At 44.1% G+C, this 22,297-nt stretch carries 16 protein-coding genes; 5 read left to right on the top strand and 11 right to left on the bottom strand.

Features of this window, described 5'->3' with window-relative positions:
• Window positions 1-81: 81 nt before the first annotated feature.
• Window positions 82-636 (bottom strand): hypothetical protein, encoded by a 555-nt coding sequence (locus tag ACEZ3G_RS01660; protein ID WP_432423741.1) that lies wholly within the window; start codon window positions 634-636, stop codon window positions 82-84.
• 275 nt (window positions 637-911) lie between these two features.
• Between ACEZ3G_RS01660 and ACEZ3G_RS01665 the strand changes: the two genes are divergently transcribed.
• Window positions 912-1,097 carry a hypothetical protein gene (locus ACEZ3G_RS01665; protein WP_432423742.1) on the top strand — a complete coding sequence of 62 codons (186 nt, stop codon included), beginning with the start codon at window positions 912-914 and terminating at the stop codon, window positions 1,095-1,097.
• A gap of 639 nt (window positions 1,098-1,736) precedes the next feature.
• Window positions 1,737-1,868, top strand: coding sequence for a hypothetical protein (locus ACEZ3G_RS01670; RefSeq protein ID WP_432423743.1), 132 nt, complete (start codon window positions 1,737-1,739; stop codon window positions 1,866-1,868).
• 13 nt (window positions 1,869-1,881) lie between these two features.
• Here ACEZ3G_RS01670 and ACEZ3G_RS01675 read toward each other — a convergent pair whose 3' ends face one another.
• From ACEZ3G_RS01675 to ACEZ3G_RS01685, 3 genes are read right to left on the bottom strand one after another with little or no spacing between them, the layout of a single operon-like run.
• Window positions 1,882-4,398: a DUF7133 domain-containing protein gene (locus tag ACEZ3G_RS01675; protein ID WP_432423744.1), complete on the bottom strand. Its 2,517-nt coding sequence runs from the start codon at window positions 4,396-4,398 to the stop codon at window positions 1,882-1,884.
• A 12-nt stretch (window positions 4,399-4,410) separates the two neighbouring features.
• The gene (locus ACEZ3G_RS01680; RefSeq protein WP_432423745.1) at window positions 4,411-5,748 is read right to left on the bottom strand and encodes a GntP family permease; all 1,338 of its coding nucleotides are present in this window, start codon (window positions 5,746-5,748) and stop codon (window positions 4,411-4,413) included.
• A gap of 10 nt (window positions 5,749-5,758) precedes the next feature.
• A complete protein-coding gene (locus tag ACEZ3G_RS01685) occupies window positions 5,759-7,489 on the bottom strand; it encodes an IlvD/Edd family dehydratase (protein ID WP_432423746.1) in 1,731 nt (576 codons plus the stop codon).
• A gap of 194 nt (window positions 7,490-7,683) precedes the next feature.
• On the opposite strand from ACEZ3G_RS01685, the gene ACEZ3G_RS01690 reads away from it, so the two are divergent.
• Entirely contained in the window at window positions 7,684-8,751 is a 1,068-nt protein-coding gene (locus ACEZ3G_RS01690; RefSeq protein ID WP_432423747.1) for a sugar phosphate isomerase/epimerase family protein, read from the top strand.
• A 93-nt stretch (window positions 8,752-8,844) separates the two neighbouring features.
• Window positions 8,845-9,630: an SDR family NAD(P)-dependent oxidoreductase gene (locus tag ACEZ3G_RS01695; RefSeq protein WP_432423748.1), complete on the top strand. Its 786-nt coding sequence runs from the start codon at window positions 8,845-8,847 to the stop codon at window positions 9,628-9,630.
• A 24-nt stretch (window positions 9,631-9,654) separates the two neighbouring features.
• Here the strand turns inward: ACEZ3G_RS01695 and ACEZ3G_RS01700 are convergent, their stop codons facing one another.
• The 5 genes from ACEZ3G_RS01700 to ACEZ3G_RS01720 are packed head-to-tail and all read right to left on the bottom strand — an operon-like array spanning window position 9,655 to window position 18,054.
• Window positions 9,655-10,665: a metallophosphoesterase family protein gene (locus ACEZ3G_RS01700; protein WP_432423749.1), complete on the bottom strand. Its 1,011-nt coding sequence runs from the start codon at window positions 10,663-10,665 to the stop codon at window positions 9,655-9,657.
• Between the two features lie 49 nt (window positions 10,666-10,714).
• Window positions 10,715-12,814 (bottom strand): alpha-L-fucosidase, encoded by a 2,100-nt coding sequence (locus tag ACEZ3G_RS01705; protein ID WP_432423750.1) that lies wholly within the window; start codon window positions 12,812-12,814, stop codon window positions 10,715-10,717.
• Between the two features lie 6 nt (window positions 12,815-12,820).
• Window positions 12,821-14,971 carry an alpha-galactosidase gene (locus ACEZ3G_RS01710; protein ID WP_432423751.1) on the bottom strand — a complete coding sequence of 717 codons (2,151 nt, stop codon included), beginning with the start codon at window positions 14,969-14,971 and terminating at the stop codon, window positions 12,821-12,823.
• Between the two features lie 18 nt (window positions 14,972-14,989).
• A complete protein-coding gene (locus ACEZ3G_RS01715; protein ID WP_432423752.1) occupies window positions 14,990-16,534 on the bottom strand; it encodes a sulfatase in 1,545 nt (514 codons plus the stop codon).
• A gap of 14 nt (window positions 16,535-16,548) precedes the next feature.
• Window positions 16,549-18,054: a sulfatase family protein gene (locus ACEZ3G_RS01720; RefSeq protein WP_432423753.1), complete on the bottom strand. Its 1,506-nt coding sequence runs from the start codon at window positions 18,052-18,054 to the stop codon at window positions 16,549-16,551.
• A 470-nt stretch (window positions 18,055-18,524) separates the two neighbouring features.
• Here ACEZ3G_RS01720 and ACEZ3G_RS01725 point away from each other — a divergent pair, with 470 nt between their 5' ends.
• A complete protein-coding gene (locus ACEZ3G_RS01725) occupies window positions 18,525-19,916 on the top strand; it encodes an exonuclease domain-containing protein (RefSeq protein WP_432425132.1) in 1,392 nt (463 codons plus the stop codon).
• A 24-nt stretch (window positions 19,917-19,940) separates the two neighbouring features.
• Here ACEZ3G_RS01725 and ACEZ3G_RS01730 read toward each other — a convergent pair whose 3' ends face one another.
• Together ACEZ3G_RS01730 and ACEZ3G_RS01735 are read right to left on the bottom strand one after the other, a co-directional pair.
• Window positions 19,941-20,072, bottom strand: a complete 132-nt coding sequence (locus ACEZ3G_RS01730; protein WP_432423754.1) for a hypothetical protein — start codon at window positions 20,070-20,072, stop codon at window positions 19,941-19,943.
• Window positions 20,073-20,525: 453 nt separating this feature from the next.
• Entirely contained in the window at window positions 20,526-22,256 is a 1,731-nt protein-coding gene (locus ACEZ3G_RS01735) for a SulP family inorganic anion transporter (protein ID WP_432423755.1), read from the bottom strand.
• Window positions 22,257-22,297 lie beyond the last annotated feature (41 nt).

Raw genomic sequence — 22,297 nt, forward strand, 5'->3', positions numbered from 1 at the left:
GAAAAAAAAGCTCCAGATCTGAATTTGAAAAACACAGACCTGGCACGCACAAAACTAGAAATATGTAAGCTTTTCTAAGATTTACTTTAGAAAGTAAACCAATGAATTTTTGCATTTGCCCACAGTGTTAGGTTTAAATTGATTGTCAAGCCTATCTCTTTTCCTAATCGCTATTCCATCACGTTCATAGAATTCTGAATCGAACATAGGGTGATGTAGGTGTTCTTCAAAGTCAGAAGGTATATTATCATAGATAGGGTATAGCTCACGGCTGACCATCATATCCTTCAGATTTTTAATATCAGTGTCGCACTTCACCTTTATATTTTGATTTGTTCTGTGACCATGTAGCCCCCCATTTGCCTTGATATGAAGGCATAATTGGCCATTAACGCCATTTTGGCAATTCCACGAATCCTCAGTTTTTTGAAGCAAACCCAAATTATAGGCACCCTTGTAGTTTACAAGTGATATGTCAATCTCCTTCAATTTATCATTTTCTACCTTGAATTTTCCGGCTACGCCAAAAAAAGTGCTGTATAATTGACTTGCATAAATTAATTGATATCTATCTGGGTCGGTCAGTACAACATTTAGGGAGATTTTCTTAAAATTTTTAAGTTCTTTGGTTTCCATTTTTTATTTTTTTTCTTGGTTCGGTCAAATTTGATGGAATAATAATTTTCAAGAAATCCCCATTGATAGGTATTTTAGATGCTCAACTCGTCTTTCCTCTAAATCTAAAAACTTTTAACAGTTTTCTTCCCATCGGCCGTAAAGATTTTTATTCCAAAAAATACGGCTTGCTGCAATGTGTACATTTTTTCTTACAAAAAACTATTCGAAATACCCATCAATAGGTATTGTGCCCAAAATGACCCCGCACTAGTTTTATGGCAATAAACCATTACATGAATCAGAATAGCGATGTGTTGAGGCAATCTTGGGGCGAAGGCTTTAGCCAAAAGCAACTGGAGTATGTTCGTAACCATTTTGGCCTCACCAAGATCGAACTGGATCATTTACTGATGCTCAACCTTAAATATCATAAGAATAGCGCCCTTTTATTGAAGAAAATCATGCCCAACAAAAAATAAACCATTAGCTAAAACCCTTTATGGAGCATGGTCGTGAGTCCGGGGGGAAATTGCGAGCTTGCGAAGTAAGGGGTTTGTAACCTCAAGATCGATGGGCCAAATTTTGAACCTGCAGGTGCTAGATTTTGAAACCTTTTCTTTATTTGGGAAATGATTTTGGAAATTAAGTTCCTTTTCCCTATTTTCATTTTTTCTTTATTAATTACCCCACACGAATTATTGTTATATAATGGCTTTGGCCAAGATCCGAAAGAATCTTGTGGCCAGGTTTCAATATTTAATGGATTTCTAATATGGGGATAGAGAACTTCACGAACGATCAAGGTATATTACTATTATTTCTTTTTGCACTTCTAATGCTAGTTGGTCGGATTTTTATGTCTGTTATTCAAACGGATAACGATCAGCGCAATAGCCAAGAAAATGTAGGCAACAAAACGCCTAAATAGGCGGGTATTTTTAACATTTATGGTATTGCCGACCAAAAAAAATCCTAGTCTTCTGCAATTGATCGACCAATACATAGTATTATTCGTTAAGTAAAACCCTATATACTTTTAAACCAAGTTTACTAGCCTTTACCGATTTCTTATTCAAAAAACTTAATCCGTATCGAACTTTGTAGGAAAAATTTTTTCTATGAAGACTCTATATTTTAAACTAAAAAATCGTCTTGAAAGGGAAGATACCATCGCCGCCCTTAGCTGCTTGGTGATAGCCATGACAATATTCTTTATCATGAAGGTCTTGTACCGCGAGATACCGCTCTAATGGAGGAGTTTTACTATAAATCGATATTAAAACGTAAAGTGTCGAGTTCACTTGCCTTCCATGGTGTGATCTGACCCTGGGTTCGAAAACGTATACCGCCCACGGTCCTGCTTTCCAATGGACTTGCAGAATTGCCCCATGAATTTCTTATGTATGTGGCAATGGCCGCAATATCTTCATTTTGCAAGGTGGAGAACGAGGGCATGCTCGGTAAAATATCGGGAATATCATAAAGTTTTCCTTTGACCGTTACCGGACCTTCCATACCGTGCAATAGAATCATGGCCAATTTGTATTGTTCCCCCAAAACCCATTCAGAACCTTTCAAGGGTGGTGCAAAACGTTTCATACCCTCCCCTTGGGTGCCGTGACAATTTGCACAAAGGTTCAGGTATTTTTGTCTGCCCGTGGCATATATGTCACTGTCGACTTCAAAACCCGTAGCTTCGACAACTTCTTCCTTTGGCTTTCCGGGCCATGCCAACTTTTTGTAAAGGGCCTCTGAAACACCTTTTCGCCTTAATACTGCGGCCTCTGAATCAAGCAAGATCTTACCCGAATCATTGTGCCCCCGAGCGTTCAAGATACCATTTACCACGGCCGGTGCCAACCATTCAGGTTCCTCATGTTCATTGCCTTCGGCAATCTTCAACAACACAGTGAAATCGGACTTTTTTTCACTGTTGGCAATTGCCGTTGCCAACATTTCCACAAAAATCTCATTCTTTTGGTCGTATTTTTCCCATGCCCCGTTTTGCAAAATACTTGTAAGCATCTCAAGTTCACGATCTTGCAGAGAACTCATCACCACATCTCGTGCGACCGGTAAATGACCGAAACGTGCTAAAAACTTTTTTGAGGTCTCGAGGGCCGTTTTTGAATCGACTCTGTGGCTCGCAAGTACCATCTGCATTTGCAAATAAGGATGGGCTTTTTCATAACGGTCTACCGAGAATTTTTCCAACTCCCTTTTCACATCGACGTGGTTCGACTCCATGTTCTCCATTAATCTCAATGCGGTCGCCGTCACTCTTGGGTCGCCGGTATCCAAAACAGGCAGTAATACTTCGGGCGTTATGAGCCCCAAGCCCTCCAAAGTCCATAGGGCGTGTAATTGCGCCAGGGGATTTCCATTTTCCAGAACTTCCTCCAAGTCATCGGCTATCAAATCGCCTTTTTGCACCAATATTCGTTGGGCGGTATCACGGATCCAACCATTACGATTTCCCAATAATGCTACCAATTCCTTGGAATCCGCCTCGGACAAATCAGGAATTTTATTATCGGTATTTCCCTTTTTGGTTATCCGCCAGATCCTGCCCATATGGATGGGTTTGTCAAGCTTTCGTTCCAAAGTCACTTGTCTGAGGTAATCGCTCATATAGGGGCCGTGCTGAATGATGCCTTTGTACATATCGACAACATACAGGGCGCCGTCAGGGCCGGAAGCCATGGAAATGGGCCTAAAGCGTTCATCGGTCGATGCCAAAAACTCCCGATCATCATAAATCCCTTTGGCACTCAACATAAAACCTTCTTCGATAATCGTGTTCCGCTTGATCAAATTTGCCGTAGGCTCACATACAAAGGCATTTCCGTTATAATTATCCGGTAGGCCATTGCCCCTGTACACCAAAGGGCCACAGGCCGATGCAAATTCCAATAAACGTCCTTGTGCATCCAGAGTGCCCGGCACATAACCGCGATTGACCGCCGTATTGCTTCGAATGGGGAATATTTCCCGTTCCAAGGTCAACCCATGGTCAATACCGCTGGAGGGTGTGTGGTTCTTGTTGCGCAGCAGTGCGTTGGGTGGCACCAGGTCACCATGAAGCTGTGACCAGTTGTAATTGTAGAACAAACGACCGGCATCGTCATGTACGATACCCCATTGGCCCCGAAACTCGGTCTCGTCCTTGATCCATTTATCGCCAACCCGCTTATAGCGATATTTTGATTTGGCATTATAGAGCCAATTATCCAACCCGCGCCAGAGTCCGTTCGCGGAATGTTCGGGCATACCCGAACCCCCATAGGTCGAATCGATAAGAACTTTTGAATCGGCCTTAAAATCACCGTCGGTATCCTGTGCATACCATAGGGGAATATTTTCCGAAACCAGAATGCCACCCTTGACCAGGGCAATTGCGCGAGGTAGCACCAGACTGTCCAAAAAAATACTGCCCCTGTCCATCTTACCATCGCCATCGTCATCGAATAATACGGATACCCTACCTGTTCGGGCTTGCTCATCGGTACCGTCGATATCGGTCATAAAACCAAGCATTTCGACCACCCATAACCTACCGGCTTCATCAAACGTCATTGCCACCGGGTCTTGGACCAAGGGCTCTGAAGCCACCAATTCAATTTGAAGGTTGTCATCGGCTAGCACGAAAGATGCCAATGCTTCTTCGGGCGTTAAGGGAGGGGAAGGCTCTATTTCATCTGCACAACCCAGCGTCAGCACCACGAGTCCGAACAATATGAATACTGACAATCTCGGTTTCGGTACTATTCGATGGTTCATGCCATTTAAAATCTAAAGGATGAAGGAAGCAATATATATCATCAATGCCGCAAAAATACCGACCACCAAAGTGCCCAAGGTGTAAACGCGATAGCCCGTCTTGACATCAATACCCGAGAATTGGGTCAAAATCCAAAAGCCGCTATCGTTGGCATGCGAAACCACCATTGCCCCCGCCCCGATCGCGGCAACTACAAGTGCCTTATCGATTTCGGTACTAAAACCCATGGTCATTAATAACGGTGCCACAATGGAGGCCGTCGTTATCAAGGCTACCGTGGATGATCCCTGAGCGGTTTTGATCGCGGCACAGAGCAGGAACGGAAGCCAAATACCGAGGTTGGCCCCCGAAAGTGCCTCGGCCAGAACATCGGCAATTCCGCTGTTCTGAAGTATGGTGCCAAAAATACCACCGGCACCGGTAATCAATATGATGTTCGATGCATCGGTAAGGGCCTTACCGACCCACCCGGAGGTGGAAAGCATTTCTTGATCAAACTTTTTTGGCAATAGAAAGGATAAAAACATACCGATAATCAAAGCCATGACGGGAGACCCTATAAAAGAAACAAACTTCATGAGACCGGATACCTCGGCTCCCTCGACCAAACTAAATTCCATGATCGATTTTCCCACGATAAGCAAAATGGGTATCAATATCGGCAAAAACGATTTGAAGGCACTCGGGGCCTGTTTCATTTTATCGGCAATGACCTCATCGGTGATTTCAGGATTGGGATCGATATACGTTTTCTGTCCCACTTTTTTACAGTAGACAACGGCAACGATCAATGACAACAGACCGACCACCAGCCCTACCAGCATGACCAACCCCACATCGGCCCCGATAATTCCGGCGGCGGCTATGGGTCCAGGGGTCGGCGGCACCAACACATGGGTTATCATCAAACCTAAAATCAGGGCCGTTGCGGTACCCACGATCGAAAGGCCTGCCCTTTTTGTCAAGCTTTTGTTCAACGGGTTCAAAATGATGAAACCACTGTCGGCAAATACAGGAATCGAAACAATGAAACCTACGATACCCATGGCTTCATGGACCCTTTTCTTACCAATGATCCTTAAGACCACTTCAGCCAGTTTATAGGCACCGCCAGAATGCTCTAAAAAGGCACCGATGATGACACCCAAGATGATAACGATGCCGATTTTTCCCAATGTAATCCCGAATCCGTCATTGACCAATTGAACAATGGTATCCAATCCCATTCCCGAAAAAAGTGCAAAGAACAGTGCTGCTCCGAGAAGTGCCAAAAACGGATGTACCTTCCACTTGACGGTCAAAAGAATAATAAAGAGTACACTTAATACTAGTAATAAAATGGCTAACATAGGTTGGTTTTTAATGTGCGTCGCGCGTCACCTTAGAACTTGATTTGCCGACAAGGAAATCGAGATCGGCACCCAGATGCGACTGTTGAACGGTTCTTGTATATAGACTTGTATAGCCCCTATCCACCGGGGGTTTCGGCGGAACCCATTCCGCCTTTCGTTTTTTTAGCTCGGTTTCATCGACATCTAAATGGAGTTTACGATTGGGGACGTCCAATATGATGGTGTCTCCAGATTTCACCAATGCCAATACCCCACCCACCGACGATTCTGGTGAAACATGTAGAACGACGGTACCAAAAGCGGTACCGCTCATGCGGCCATCCGAAATGCGCACGATATCCTTGATTCCTTTTTTTAATAATTTTTCGGGAAGATCCATGTTACCGACCTCAGCCATACCGGGGTACCCTACGGGTCCGACCCCTTTGAGTACCATTACACTGTTCTCGTCAATCTCAAGATCAGGATCATCAACGGTCTGTAAAAATTCCTCGATGGTCTCAAAAACAACCGCCTTACCCTTATGGGTCATAAGTTCTGGAGTTGCCGCGGATGGTTTGATTACAGCGCCATTTTCACAAAGATTTCCATAAAGAACGGCAATCCCGGCTTCTTCCATAAAAGGTTTCTCAAGGGTCGCGATGACTTCATCGTTATAGCATTCCGCGCCGTCGTTATTGTCGACCAATGATTTGCCGTTTACCGTGATGACATTGTGATGCAGGTGTTCCTTCATCTCGTTGATGACCACGGGTAATCCACCGGCATCGAAAAAATCTTCCATCAGGTAAGACCCCGAAGGCATCAGGTTGACCAAAAGCGGAATCTTGCTTCCCAGGGTATCGAATTCCTTAAGATTCAACTTGACCCCCACCCTGCCCGCAATGGCAAGTAAGTGAATGATGAAGTTTGTGGAGCCCCCCACTGCGGCGTTCACCTTAATGGAGTTTTCAAAAGCCTCTTTGGTCAATATTTTTGATATCTTAAGATCTTCTTTGACCATTTCGACGATTCGCCTGCCCGAGAGTTGCGCCATCACCTTTTTACGCGAATCGACCGCCGGAATCGCCGCGGCTCCCGGAAGTGTGAGTCCTAAAGACTCGACCATACAGGCCATCGTAGATGCGGTACCCATGGTCATGCAATGTCCGGCACTTCGAGCCGAACAAATTTCGGCCTCGATCTGGTCTTCGGGCGTAAAGCCCTCATTTTTGATCTTATCTTTCAACTGCCAGACAAAAGTACCCGAACCGATACGCTCTCCCTTATATTTTCCGTTCAACATTGGCCCACCGGGCACCACGATAGTGGGCAAGTCTACGCTACAGGCCCCCATTACGGTAGAGGGCGTAGTCTTGTCGCAGCCGGTCAAAAGTACAATACCATCCAACGGATTGGCGCGTATACTCTCTTCGGTATCCATACTTGCCAAATTTCGAAAGAGCATGGCCGTTGGCCGCATCAATATCTCCCCACAACTGGTCACCGGAAATTCATAAGGAACTCCGCCCGCTTCAAGCACGCCTTTCTTGACAAACTCGGCAAAATCCCGTAAATGGGCATTGCAAGGGGTAAGTTCGGACCACGTATTACATATTCCGATTACCGGGCGACCCTCAAAATAGTCGGTAGGCAATCCTTGATTGCGCATCCAGGAACGATGGATAAAGGCAGATTTTGGGTCTTCAGGACTAAACCAATCGGCGCTTCTCAGTTTTTTGTCTTTTTTTTCTTCCATAAAATAAATCATCGACTTCCACAAATCGACTTATGGAAATTCGGAAATCAAGGTATCATCTTTAAAGGAGTTTACAAAATCGAAATCTTGCTAATTTTTTACATATCCGATGATTTATGTGAATTGTCCGTAGATCTGATAATCTTTTGCTACATTTAATAGCGTTTATTTGAAAAACCGTTGAAATATCGAAAATGAGACGAAGGACGTTTATTAAGAATTCCTCTGCAACGGCTTTGCTTGCCACCATGCCGGCCCTTCCCCATCTTTCACCAACATTTGCAGAAATGAGGTTCGGTGTGGCCGATGCCTCCTATATGATGAGACGGTACAGAAATATCGAAAGTAAACTTTACCCTCCTTTCGCCAATGCGATGGAAATAATAGATCACTGTGCCTCACTGGGGTTTGGTGGTGTTCAGACCGGCGTCGGGGGATGGAACGCCACGTTCGCGAAGAAGGTGAGAAAGCGCAAGGAAGAACTTGATATTTTTTTAGAGGCACAGATTCGTTTGCCCAAATCAGATGATGATGTCGCACGTTTTGAGGAAGAAGTAAGAAATGCAAAGGAAACGGGAATCGAGATTTTCAGAACGGCGTGCCTTTCGGGCAGACGGTACGAAACCTTTGATTCAATGGAAGATTTTTTGAAATTCAAGGCAGCATCTATTCTAGAAATGCAAAGGGCAGAACCCATCATGCGAAAACATCGGGTGAAATTGGCCGTCGAGAACCACAAGGACTGGCGGGCCAATGAATTTGTCAAAATATTGAACGGCTTGGGCAGTGAATGGATCGGGGTTACCTTGGATACCGGAAACAATATCTCACTTTTGGAAGACCCTATGCACGTGGTCGAAGTATTGGCCCCATATTCCATTTCCGTGCACCTAAAAGATATGGCCGTAGAAGAATATGAAGACGGCTTCTTATTATCGGAGGTCAATTTGGGGGATGGCTATCTCGATATCGAGGGTATGATAAAGAACATCAAAAAACATAACCCCGATATTCGGTTCAACCTTGAAATGATTACCCGAGATCCGCTGAAAATTCCCTGTCTTACCGAAAAGTATTGGGCGACTTTCGACCAAATCTCTGCACGGGACCTGGGAAAATACCTTCGCGGTATAAGAAGTATCAAGACCAAAGAACCCTTGCCCACCGTGTCTAACAAGCCCAGCGATGAGCAATTACGATTGGAAGTCGAGAACAATCGCACTTCATTGGAATACGCGAAACGACACTTAGGGTTCAAATAGTCAAATTTTTGAAGTTTAATGTACTTTTTCCATATACAAGACGAATTAAAATAGGCTTCGTACCATTTTTGAATTAATTACAAAACACATAAAATGAAGAAAGAATTACTCCCCGGAATAAAGCAGTTTGAAATAAAGGGAAGGTGCGCCCTTGTTACGGGCGGCTCGAAGGGCCTCGGTTACGCAATGGCCGCCGGAATGGCGTCGGCCGGTGCCGATATCGCCCTATTGAACAGAAACCTTGACGAAGGTGAGGAAGCCGCCCGACAATTGTCCGAAGACTATGGCATCAAGGCAAAAGCCTATGCTGCGAATGTTACCGATTTACCCGAAGTAGAAAGAGTAGTTTCAAATATTATAGCTGAGTTTGGGCGGTTGGACATACTGATCAATAGTGCCGGAATCAACATACGTGGAGCCATCGATGAATTGAAACCTGACGAATTCAACCAAGTAATGAAGGTCAATGTCGATGGCACTTGGAACGTTTCCCGAGCCGTGGTCCCACAAATGAAAAAACAGGGAAGCGGTAAAATCATCAATATGGCAAGTACTTTGGGCCTCGTTGGGTTGGCCAATCGAACCCCCTACGCAACAAGCAAGGGTGCCGTGGTACAATTGACCCGATCTTTAGGGTTGGAACTGGCACCTTTCAATATTAACGTAAATGCCATATGCCCAGGTCCATTTTTGACAGAGATGAACATTCCGATAGCGGATACCCCCGAGGCCAAAAACTTTATCGTCGGTGCAACGGCTTTGGCGCGTTGGGGCGAACTGCGCGAAATTCAAGGAGCGGCCCTTTTCTTGGCCAGTGATGCCGGTAGCTATATGGTCGGGTCGATGTTGACCGTTGACGGAGGGTGGACGGCCAAATAATCATTCCATCTAGTGGAAGATACACTATCGGTAGCGCAATTCGTAATCTGAGATTTCTGCGGAATACTCAGAGCCATATACAGGTTTGGGCATACCCATGTCATAAGGTGACGGGGCCATCCATTGACTTTTGACTCCTTCTATCCGCATCGTGCCCTGTGGGTCTATTTCGGCAAAAGCATACAGAGGGTCCATGTACGGTGCCAAATTCGGCAACCATTTATACTCTTTGTACAATGCCTCGGGAAAACGATCGGTATTTCGATACTTATCTTCCATCCATTGGTACGACATACTGTTGATTTCAATATAATCTATGCCATTCTGACGATGATGAAAGTCGATATGATTGTGACCGTTCATACAACAGACAACCTTTTCGCTGTTGGCTTCCAATATTTTTTGTAGTGAAAGGCGGTTCTTCACACCCCATTGATAATGCCATAGGCTCTGATGAGAAAAAACGATCGTTGGCAGTTCGGTACCCTCCAAATCACTTTTGAACCATGCTATCTGCTCATTATTTATATATGTGCGATACTTATCTTCGACATAAAAGTTTGAATTATCATAATCTACAAACTTCCCATCTTGGTATAAAAAGTTTGCATCAAGTACGATAAAATGAAAGTTTTGAAAATCAAAAGAATAATATGGATCTTGCATTTCCCAAAATTCCATTGCCTGAAATTTCGAATGCCTATCCATATCATGATTACCTAAAACATGGTATTTTGGCCCCTTGAAGGCTCTCCAAATTTCAAGAAACGGAACGTTCTTGGGATCGGCCATACAAAAATCACCGAGTTGAACAATAAAATCAACTTCTTTACGCCCCGCTTCGCCAATAAACTTCTGCAGCCGTTGATCGGCATCGGGCATCAAGTCTTTGTGTACGTCGGCCACAATTCCGAAACGCAGTACTTCAGCAGAATTACCTAGACTTGCGCCAGGTCTAAAAGACAATACGGTCGATGGAAGTATTGTGGTCATGGATCCCATCCCGAGCTGCGCGACAAAATTTCTACGTTTCATTCAACACATTGATTTAAAACCGATAGGTGTAAGCCTAAGCTATCAAACCTTACTCCATCACTGTAATTATGCCAATCTCGGCAAATGATGCCCTTAAATCATCACCATCTACCGTAACCCCTCTTAACTTCACATATCGCGCCTTGGTAACGTCAAAATGAACGGTCTGCTCGATCCGGTTGTTCACTACATTGCCAAACTCGCCTTTGGCGGCAGGTTTCCAATTCTTGTTATCGGTGCTTACCAAAAATTCATAATTTGTAATTATACCAAAGGGATAACGCTCTTGGATCGGCCAATACGAAAATCCTTTAAGGCCGTAGACCTTTCCTAGGTCAATTATTACTTCCTGCGGTACATTGACACCTTCATCAGTGGCCCAAAACGTATAGGGATCTTCATCGATCATTTTATGTGCATCTTCCAGATTACCGGAAGAGGTCCAAAATACCTTCCAATCCTTTTTCGGAATATCAAAATAATACTCAGCAGGTGCCGTTTGTTGACCATTATCGGGATCTACACTGATCGCCTTTACCGAAGTTGGCCCACTGATCAATAAAGGCGCTTCATACTTATTCGATTCCTTGGTCGGGTCTGAACCATCAAGGGTATAATGTATATCAACATTTTTATCGGGAACCGATAAGTATATGGTACCTTCTCGGTTTCTTTTGGCAACCGGTTCGGTCAGCAAGTTCGGTGCCCTGTACAATTCAATACTCGATATGGCCAAAGGCCCTTTGGCATCTAAAAAGTTCACCCTAATTTTTGTGGCCTCAACAGTATCAAAACGCAAAATACGCTTGTAACCGACCGTGGTCTGTCCGTCGATTTCGACCCATTCACCATCGACCTCGGCGTCTAAAATAAAACGTTTGACGCGCTGCCCCAATGGAATATATTCTTGGATAATGATTCGATTCACCTCGGTGGGCCCACCTAAATCTATCGTTATCATGGCGCGCGAAATACTATCATTGGTCGCCCAATAGGTCTCCGAATTGCCATCGTTTACATTTTGTGCCCCAAAATGCCCCCCTTTGCCCCTTTCATCAGAGGCACTAACGGTTTTGCCTTGTGCTAGTTCATTGGCAAAATCCTTGCCCAATTGTTCTTTTAGGGCCATTAATTGTTTGACATCTTCCTCGTGTACCAAACCGCGGGTATCTACAGGAAGGTTAAGTAGAAGGTTGGCATTTCTACCAATTGATCGGTAGTATATGTCGAGTAAAATCGGTAAAGATTTGACCTGATGGTCCTCTCGCGGATGATAGTACCAACCCGGTCGAATGGAAACGTCAGCCTCGGCGGGCAACCAATGGGTGCCATCTTCATGCCCTGAACGCAGTTCTACATAGCGTGGCCAACCAGGATATATCTCATCGCGCCGCATGATGTTCCAATTGGTCTCATTCGCCCATCCTTCTTCGTTGCCAACCCATCGAATATCGGGGCCGCCATCACTAAAAATAACGGCATTGGGCTGCAGCTCGCGCACTATGGCCTCGGCCGTATCCCATTCGTAATAGGTCTTGTTATCGATTTTACGTGTTTCGTTGGCACCGCCATAATAGCCGGAACCTCCGTTGGCACCATCGAACCAAACCTCGAAGACCTCACCATAATTCGTCAAAAGCTCCCGCAGCTGTTCATGGAATTTTTTAACGTATTCGGGGTTACCATAATCCTTGTCATGACGATCCCAAGGTGATAAATAGATTCCGAATTTCAATCCGTATTCCGCACAGGCTTCAGACAAATCTTTTATTACATCTCCATTACCATCTTTCCATGGTGAATTTTTAACGGAATGCTCCGTAGTATTGGTCGGCCACAGACAAAATCCATCATGGTGTTTTGCCGTGATGATTATACCTTTCATGCCGGCCTCCTTGGCCACTTTAGCCCATTGCCTTGTATCCAATTCCGTTGGGTCGAACTGCTGCGGAGATTCACCTCCGGTGCCCCATTCCATATTGGTAAAGGTATTCATGTTGAAGTGCACAAAAGCATAATATTGTAGATCATGCCAAGCCAATTGCCTTTCCGCTGGCAAAGGGCCGACGGGTTTCGGGGGTTCCACTTTGGTACAAGAAACGAATGAAAACACTACCAAGGCTGCGATAAACAAAGTCTTATTCTTCATGATTTTTTATTCTATAATGTACCAGGAATAACCCTTTGCGGGTATTCGAACATTCAATGTTATTTCAAAATTTCGATCCAATTCAAGTACTTCAGCCTTGCCCTGCCGATCGGATACAGATGCTCGGTCTACCAACCCCGTATAATATAAGGGAATTTTTATGTTCTCTCGGATCTCATTTTTAGTGGGGTTGAAAAGTAGTACGAACCCCTTTTCCCTTAAATCAGGATTTACATGCATAAAACCATCCCAAGATCGCCCGTTCGGCCTTCTTAAATGAAGGATGTCGGAATTCAAAATATCACGGTACTTTTTATAATGGGCAATCTGTTCGATGACCAAGGCCTTGGTTATTTCCGAATCAAATAATCTAGGCCCTCGATAGCATGCCTGCACACCTGAACCATAGTTCTGAACCATATGGGCCTCATAAGAGTCTAAATGTTCCCGCAAGGGTTCAAGGGTCGCCGCATCACCTCCGCCATGGTATTCGGTCAACGGCACGAAGGTCCAAGCCATTGATGGTGTCTTTTCCCACGTGCCATCATAAATGTTCTGCCTCCCCAAAATAATCTGTTGATCTCTCGGAAGCGACCAATTTACCTCGCGATAGCCTATACCGCATTTGTTCGACCCCTGTAAAAAATAGAAATCGGGGGCATTGAGATAAATATCCTTCTCCCTTAACCAGTTGTAGAATTGTTTGGTCATGTTCCATTGCACCCATTGTGAATCTTCATAGCCCTTATGGTGGGTATGCGTTGTCGAAGCGCAATAATCGCCAGGGTACGGACCATCATGCTCCAATAGATCAAACCCTGTCTTGTCTAAAAAATATCGTAGTTTTTCAAAGTAATCCTTGCCCCATTGCGAAGCCAAACAAGGGGCGTTCAAGAATTTGGCACCCCCGGGCCTACCGGTATCCTTATCGATGACGTCTACCGAATCGTGGATCTTTCGGCTCGAAAACAATGAATACCCGCCCAATTCAATCCCCTTGCCATGGGCGTAGTCGGCCAATTCTTTAAATTTTGAAATATTCGTTGCCGTAGTATCTTCCATATCAAGGCCACTGCCGAAACTTAGAATCACCATTTCATATCCGGTCGCAACGCATTGGTCCACTGCCGATTTCACGGCATCGCTATCGGTCGTGGTCAAGTGCATGAAAATCGGATTTTCGGTCGCCCATGGGGCCAAGGTTCGATACATTTTTCTGATCGACAGGGCGTTTCTCGCCCTATCGGTGCCATTCAACAACAATTCGTAGGTATGGAAGCTTTCGAATACCTCGCCGGATTTCAAAGCCGCATCGGGACCAATTTTCAACTTACTTTCCAAAAGGCACGGTGTTTCCATTTTCCAGTTCACCTGGGAAGTATACTCGGGATCGACTTCCCAAAAAGTGGTCACATTCGATTCGCCCGAGGTAAACCCACCGAAGGCATAATCGCTTTCGACATGAATATTGGGCCGTTTCCATTCACGTGGTGTTTCCACTGGGTTTTCGACTTCTGGAAATGCCAATAATTCACTTTTAAAACTATCTATGGTGATGTTCTTGCCTGATTTATTTTCGACGGTAATCCATTTTGCGATCAAAGGGATCCCATCATAAATCTCATAGTGCAACTTGACCAAAACTCCCCTTGTTTCACCGGTGTCACGTTCAAAACTAAGGATCAACTCTTTGCCAGTGGGTATTGTTTTTTCCGCGGTATGATATCGTTTGGTTCCCTTCCATTTAATTTTGGGAAGCATGCCCCTAACGGTATGGCTTTTATATTGGAACGCATCCTCGATTGAAGTCAAGCCATCCAACCATTCTTCCAGAAGATACCCGTGTTCCGGAAGTCCTGTCAGCCCGCCAATCGCATAGGTCTCCCCATTGATGGTAACCTCGGCCTCAGGTTTTATACTCCTCAGCATTACCTCTCCCGTAACCAAATTTCTAAAATCGACGGTTGCCGCATTCGGTGCGATCTTGATCCGTCGTTCGACCAGACCGTTACCCAAAACAATATCACCATCCATCATATCGATGGCAGCTTTGTAATGGTCATTATCTAGAAGCCAATCAATAGGGTCGTCAGATTCTTGCGCCCTACAAAATCCACCAAGCACCAATAAAGTGCATAGAAATAGCTTTTTTATCATTCTTGTAGTTTCAGGTTTTCAAAACAATTCAATCGGATAAACCACGTGTTCGCCCGTAACCTTGTCGATAGGCATTTGTGCGTTCATATCTTTCAAACGATTCGTCAATAGTTGGGCCAGTTCTCTTGCTTTTTCAGGATTATCGGCTACAAGGTTTTTTGATTCGCCAATGTCTTCTACGATATTATATAGTTCAATACGCCTGTCGGCATGAAAATATATAAGTTTCCACTCGCCATTTCTCACCGTACTTGCGGCGCCGATTCCCGGGCCCGTAACGCCCCACTCGTTCGGATAATGCCATATCAATGGTCTTGTACCGGCATACTCATGCTCTCCTTTTAGGACAGCGGTAAAACTTTCACCATCAATTTTTTGAACCGTCTGTAAACTGTCAATACCGGCCATTTCGATAATCGTTGGATAGAAATCTTCGATTATTACCTGATAATCGGTTACCGATTCAGGTTTTGTCTTCCCAGGCCATTTGACCAACATCGGCTCACGAATACCGCCTTCATACATCGAGCCCTTGCCACTGGCCAAAGGTTTATTATGGGTATGTGGCTCCCCACCGCGGGCATGAGCGCTTAATCCTCCATTATCGGACATAAAGAGAATGATCGTATTCTCACCGATGTTCTTTTTCTCAAGAAAATCCATGATGTCGCCCAAACTTTTGTCCATACCTTCAACCATCGATGCGTATTTGGCCTCGATCGAATCCAGTCCTTTTTCTAGATATTTTTGAAAGAACCTATCGTCGCCCATAATCGGGGTATGAACGGCATAATGGGCCATATAAAGGAAGAAGGGTTGCTGCACGGTTACGGCCGAATCTAAAGCCTTTAACGCTTCTTGCGTAATGGCTTCGGTCAAATAAATATCCTTACCGTGATATTTTTCCAGGCCGGGGACGGCCCATATTTCCTTTCCTTCTTTTCCGTTGCCAAAATTTTCGGTTCCCAAATAGCTTTCAGGGGCACCTGCGGCGTGGCCCGCAATATTGATATCGAAACCAAGGTTCAACGGATTCTCGCCAGGGGTACCGATTGCCCCCAAGTGCGCTTTTCCGGCATGGACCGTAAAGTAACCAACGTCATGCAAAGCCTGGGGCAATGGCATGGCGTAAACAGCCAGGGAATCGCCTGCTACAGGACTCATTCCATTGACATTCCACCTTGGGAATTCAAGTTGCGGATGATTCACTTCCATCGGCTGGATAACGTCTTTCTTTAAAGTCCAATTGGTCACCCGATGCCGTGCAGCGTTCATTCCCGTCATCAGACTTACCCGCGTCGGGGAACAGACCGGGGTGGCATAGGCTTGGGTAAATTTCATGCCCTCTTTGGCCAAACGTTCCATATTCGGGGTATGGTACCGATCATTAAATGCCGTTTTTTCAGTCCAAAAAGGAACAGAGGTATCTTGCCATCCCATGTCATCGACCAAGAACAGAACGATATTCGGGGCCGGTTCTTCAATGGCCTCATTTTCACAGGAAACCAAAGCAACCAAGCAAAGCCCTACTAATATTATCGTTTCAAAAAATCTATTCATCATATTAACTTATCATATTATTCCTCAAAGACCAATAACTGTTTCCAATTTTTTGAACCAAAAGCTTCAAGATCATTTTTTTGGTTTTTACCATCCGTACTTCGGCCGTTCTCGATATACGAGACCATCAACTGCTTTAATGCCTTCACTTTTTCGGGATGATCAGCGTACAGATTATTTTTTTCTTCCGGGTCCACATCCAAATCGAACAATTGAAACTTTGGTAGGTCTCGAATGCCTTCTGAATCAGGTTTCGGGTCACTCCAGCCTCCAGAACCGGGACAAAAAACCAGTTTCCAATTAGCCTTTCGAATAGCAAAGCTTCCATTGATGGAATGATGTACCGTAGCTTCCCTTTTGTACTCTACAGAATCAGTACCCATCAAAAGGGGCATCAATGAAAAACTATCCTCGCCCTCATTGTCTTTCAAGGGGACCCCTATTAGATCGGCACAAGTAGCCATAAGATCGGTCGTACAAATCGTTTTGTTGGATACGCTGCCCGGTCGAATCTTATCGGGCCATCTCACAATAAAGGGAACGCGGTGCCCACCTTCATATATATCGGCCTTATGGCCTCGATATATAGCACTGGGGTCATGGTTCTTGGCACCCAAGATTTCAAAATCGGCCTGGGGCGAGCATCCGTTGTCACTGGTGAAGATCACGATCGTATTTTCGGCAATTCCTTTTTCATCCAAAACTTGGGCCAACCGCCCCATATAATCGTCGATCTGCATCACGAAATCGGCATAGGGGTTCAAACCGCTTTTTCCGAGCCATTGCTCCGTAGGAAGTATGGGGGTATGCGGCGATGGCAACGCCAAATACAAAAAAAACGGGTCCGCAGAATTTGCCTGTTCCTCAATATACTCAAAAGATTTCCTGAAAAAATTCGGGGTTACGTCATCATGTTTAAAATCGTTCCCGGTAGGGCCTTCACGCCACCAAGTGTATTTTCCGGTGTCAACTGTAACAGTGTCAGGTATGGTTGTAGGCATACCGTTTTCAACGTAAACATAAGGCGCCATATCAAGGGAACCCGAATGCCCATACGAATAATCAAAACCCAATGTTTCAGGGCCATTCGATATGGGTCTTGAAAAATCGATGTTCGCATAGTCGGCAGGGCTCCAACCCTCACCCCCGACACTATCACCTGCCTTCAACGCCCAATCCCAACCAAGATGCCACTTTCCGATAAAAGCGGTTTTATAACCCGCCCCCTTTAAAAGCGAGGCGACCGTTGTTCTCGAATTCGGAATCAAGGCTTTGGAAACACCGGTCAAGACCCCTGATTTCAACGGGCTTCTCCAATTATACCTACCCGTCATTATACCATACCTCGTCGGCGTGCATACTGCCGCAGAAGTATGGGCGTCGGTAAATTTTATGCCCGCTGCCGCCAGCTTATCGATAGATGGCGTAAGAATCTTTCCATCGGAATTAAAAGCATGAATATCCCCGTATCCCAAATCATCGGCCAACACATAGATAATGTTGGGATATTTAACTGTTTCCAAACTTTGTTCCTTCTTTTCAGTACATGAAACAACGAATAGCGGTAAAGCATATAAAAACCACAAAAAAAACAACCGCGACTCTTTTGGCATACTAATTAGATTGAAGCTCGGACTAAATTAATCATTCGAAGACAAACTCTTCAACGAAACCCTAAAAGTATGTGCATGACAGATGGCCAAAATGAGTAAGTCTTCATCAGGCGACTGATTTCAGCCCATATTTTTCCTTTCCTTTTGTCTTTGACAAAAAAATATCAGTTTTTGACCATTGACTATTAGCTTATCATCATTCTTAATCGTATATTTAAACAACGTTCTTATTTTAATTGCCCAAATAAGATCATTTGAGTTAGTTTTAGTTTATAAATGGTTGTCTATTCGAAAATAGGCAGCCATTTTTTCATTCTATGAAATTGTATAAGGGCATTTCCAATTTTGCCCTAACTTTAAGGTTCTAAAAAAAACAGGACATTAATTACAGTATCGTTGACATAGAGACCACGGGCAACGGCATCAAAGGCAATAAGATTACCGAGATCTGCATTTTTAAGTTTGATGGAACCGACATTGTTGATGAATTCACTTCTTTGGTGAATCCTGAATGCGCCATACCTTATTTTATAACAGGACTGACCGGAATCGATGGCACTATGGTTCGAGATGCACCTAAATTTCATGAAATCTCTGAGAAAATCATTGATTTTATGAAAGACACTATTTTCGTCGCACATAGTGTAAACTTCGACTACAATGTCATCAAAAACGAATTTAAGGCCATCGGTATCGATTTTACCCTGAAGAAACTATGTACGGTTCGCCTTTCGAGAAAATTGATTCCGGGTTACCATTCGTATAGCCTTGGTAAACTATGTTCGGCATTGGGTATACCGTTGACCGAACGTCACAGGGCGCGGGGCGATGCACAGGCGACCGTTCTGCTGTTCAAAAAGCTATTGAACACCGAAGGCGCATCAGCAGTATTCAAATCTTTTTTAAATGCCCGATCGCAAGAGGCCACCCTTCCCCCTTCTCTACCAAAGGCAGCATTTGAAAAACTGCCCTCACAACCCGGAATTTATTATTTCAAAGACTCAAAGGGCAAGATTATTTATGTTGGAAAGGCCATTGACATAAAAAAACGTGTTCTAGGACATTTTTACGATAAGTCGACCAAAGAGGTACATATGTGCCGTATAACCGCTGACATCGATTTTGAACTCTCGGGCAGTGAACTGCTCGCCCTTTTGATGGAGTCAAATGCGATCAAAAAGCATTACCCAGAATACAATAGGGCCCAAAAAAGAACTTTGCAGCAGTATGCCATTTTTAGCTATGAGGACCGAAATGGTGTTCAACACCTGGCCTTCAACAAAGCAAAACTGGCACCAAATGCCTTGATCACCTTTACCAACATGACCGATTGCCGACTTTATCTTGAGGAAATCTGCAAGAATTTTGGATTATGTGCCAAATACTGCCATTTACAAGAAAATATAACTTCCTGTTCCCATTATAGAATACCACAATGCAATGGCATCTGTCGCGGAATAGAGTCTTCTTCCCAATATAACCAAAGTGTTGACGCAGCTATTGCCCACATGCAGTTGCGCAAAGAACATTTTGTTATAAAGGAAAGGGGTCGAAACCATGGCGAAACCGCCTTCGTACTGGTTCAAAATGACACCTATATGGGATATGGATTTATCGAAAATTCCCAACAGATATCTACTTTTGAAGATCTAGATCCTTTTCTAAAACCACAGAAAGACACCGTAGAGGCGAACGGTATCATACGTGCGTATGTGAACAGGCACCCCGATAAAGTTCTTTCAATTTCCGATACTACGGCAAATCTTATCTAAAGTCAAAGAAGGTCTAAAAAAATATTACTCCTCTTTGCCACTTCTCATAAACAGAACCAGTGCCGTGACCAAGCCAATGCATACCAGCGCAAAGACAACGATCATAATGATTCCATTACTCCAATTGACCAAGGGTAAAGTTTGAAACATGCTCATAGGATTCTTTTAAAGGTCTAAAAGTAAGGTGGAAAGTGACGTAATAATATGACAAAAATCAGAAAACCCGGCCAAGTGTCCATTATTGAAAGAAAAGAATCTAGTTCTGGCCGAAAAGACTATCTATTCATTTTTTTGTACATACGGATAATGAAAACCAGCCAAACCGCGACCATGACCACGGCCAAAATTCCATATGTCCAAAGAAAGTCCATTTTCATTTGATATAATGAATCCCTAATGATTCAAAAAACATCTTTTTTCTAGAGAATCTGTCTTAAGCCAAATAAATCTATATCGGCCTATATTCATATAGACGCAATAAAAACGAAAATGTTACAGAAAAGTTAATTTTTTAGGAATTTTTTTTAACTCTTTCGGAAATAACCTACAAGATAGTCATCCTACGCATATAACCCTATTAGGGGTAGGCCATAAAAATTCTATGAAACGTCAGTCTTTCCGAATTTTATTCTGGTACGCAACTTTACTGCCCACGACGGATACGCTGTTCGGATCATCAAAATAAGCAACCGCCTCTTTGGTTTGGGCAAACAGAAATTCCCTGTCCAACGCATTGATAATACCGCTGCTAAAAATAATATCGCGGGTAGGGCCAATTGCACCGGCGATGTAAAACTGTATGCCCCGACGATGGACTTCATGTATAACTTTGATCAACATTTGTGCAGCAGTCGAATCAATATAATTAATGGCTTCGGCATTCAAGATTATACCTTTTAAAGAAGTCTCCTGAGTTTGGACATACTTAAAAAGTTGCTTTTTGAAGTAGGCCGCGTTCCCAAAATATAATTGCGCGTCAAAACGTACGATCAGCAGATCATCTCGTGTCAATATCTCATCTTCAAAGCGATCGATATTTCTATAATGGTCCGAGCCCTTGACGTTGCCCAAGACCGCAAAATGTGGTTTTGATGTGCGGTACACCATCAACAAAAGCGAAAAGAGTACGCCTAGCAAAATACCCTGTGTTATACCTACGAACAGGGTAGCCAAAAAAGTCACCAACAAAACAAAAAATTCATCCTTACGATACTTCCAAAGGCTCTTTGCGTAACCGACATCGATAAGGCTGAAAACAGAAACCATTATTATACTGGCCAATATCGCGTTGGGAAGGTAGTAGAACAAGGGCGTTAAAAAAACGAGGGCCAGTACAACCATCATAACGCTGATTACGGCCGCCAAATTCGTTCTCGCCCCTGATTCGAAGTTGATGGCCGAACGTGAAAAACTTGCCGTCACGGGGAAGGCCTGAAAAAAAGAACCTACCATGTTCGAGCCCCCCAAGGCAATCAGCTCTTGATCATTGTCAATGGTTTCGACTCCGGTTTTGTCTTGAACGGACTTACCGATGGATACGGCCTCAAGGTAACCTACCAACGCCAATGTCAAGGCCATGGGCCACAAACTCGTTATGTTCTTCACACTAAAATCGGGTACTTCGAACGAGGGTAGCCCCTTCGGTATGTTTCCTACAATATGAACCCCGTATGATTCAAGCTTCAAAAGAAATACCGCTAAAATGCCTAACACCACGGCAATCAAGATTCCAGGTATTTTTCGGTTCCATTTTTTTGTCGCCACAATAATCAGAATTCCGACAAGCCCGATAGCTAGATCAAAAGGGTTGGTGTCCTGTATTTTTTCGAATGCATTGATCACCAGGTGATGAAATTGACCACTTCTTTCGATATCGGTGCCCAAAAGATGCTTTAACTGACTAAAGATGATGATCAAGACCGCCCCGGAAGTGAATCCGCTAATGACCGGCCTTGACAAAAAATTGACCAAAAATCCCATTCGAAAAAGTCCCAATACCAATTGAATAGCACCGACGAAAAATGCCAAGAACAAAGCTGTGGAAATATAATTCTCGATGCCCGATATCGCCAAGGTGCCCAGACCGGCCGCTACCAGAAGTGAATCCATTGCCACAGGGCCGACCGCCAATTGTCTTGAAGACCCCAAAAATGAGTAGACCAAAACGGGTATCAGTGAAGCGTACAGGCCATGGACAGGCGGAAGGCCAGCTATCATGGCATAGGCCATTCCTTGAGGGATAAGTATGATACCCACTGTAAGGCCGGCGACCAAGTCTTTTGAAAACCACACTTTATTATAATGCGGCAACCATTGTAAAAATGGGAAAAACCTCTGCATTGACCAAAGGTAAGGCAAAAACCAAAACATAAGCTCTAACG

The sequence above is a fragment of the Meishania litoralis genome (assembly GCF_042611095.1).
Lineage (GTDB): Bacteria > Bacteroidota > Bacteroidia > Flavobacteriales > Flavobacteriaceae > Meishania > Meishania litoralis.

Bases quoted from the DNA above. Each gene is read 5' to 3' on its own strand.
- ACEZ3G_RS01660 (WP_432423741.1), bottom strand. From the start codon at position 636: ATGGAAACCAAAGAACTTAAAAATTTTAAGAAAATCTCCCTAAATGTT.
- ACEZ3G_RS01730 (WP_432423754.1), bottom strand. From the start codon at position 20,072: ATGAGCATGTTTCAAACTTTACCCTTGGTCAATTGGAGTAATGGAATC.
- ACEZ3G_RS01685 (WP_432423746.1), bottom strand. From the start codon at position 7,489: ATGGAAGAAAAAAAAGACAAAAAACTGAGAAGCGCCGATTGGTTTAGT.
- ACEZ3G_RS01665 (WP_432423742.1), top strand. From the start codon at position 912: ATGAATCAGAATAGCGATGTGTTGAGGCAATCTTGGGGCGAAGGCTTT.
- ACEZ3G_RS01705 (WP_432423750.1), bottom strand. From the start codon at position 12,814: ATGAAGAATAAGACTTTGTTTATCGCAGCCTTGGTAGTGTTTTCATTC.
- ACEZ3G_RS01675 (WP_432423744.1), bottom strand. From the start codon at position 4,398: ATGAACCATCGAATAGTACCGAAACCGAGATTGTCAGTATTCATATTG.
- ACEZ3G_RS01695 (WP_432423748.1), top strand. From the start codon at position 8,845: ATGAAGAAAGAATTACTCCCCGGAATAAAGCAGTTTGAAATAAAGGGA.
- ACEZ3G_RS01700 (WP_432423749.1), bottom strand. From the start codon at position 10,665: ATGAAACGTAGAAATTTTGTCGCGCAGCTCGGGATGGGATCCATGACC.
- ACEZ3G_RS01710 (WP_432423751.1), bottom strand. From the start codon at position 14,971: ATGATAAAAAAGCTATTTCTATGCACTTTATTGGTGCTTGGTGGATTT.
- ACEZ3G_RS01690 (WP_432423747.1), top strand. From the start codon at position 7,684: ATGAGACGAAGGACGTTTATTAAGAATTCCTCTGCAACGGCTTTGCTT.
- ACEZ3G_RS01715 (WP_432423752.1), bottom strand. From the start codon at position 16,534: ATGATGAATAGATTTTTTGAAACGATAATATTAGTAGGGCTTTGCTTG.
- ACEZ3G_RS01670 (WP_432423743.1), top strand. From the start codon at position 1,737: ATGAAGACTCTATATTTTAAACTAAAAAATCGTCTTGAAAGGGAAGAT.
- ACEZ3G_RS01735 (WP_432423755.1), bottom strand. From the start codon at position 22,256: ATGCAGAGGTTTTTCCCATTTTTACAATGGTTGCCGCATTATAATAAA.
- ACEZ3G_RS01680 (WP_432423745.1), bottom strand. From the start codon at position 5,748: ATGTTAGCCATTTTATTACTAGTATTAAGTGTACTCTTTATTATTCTT.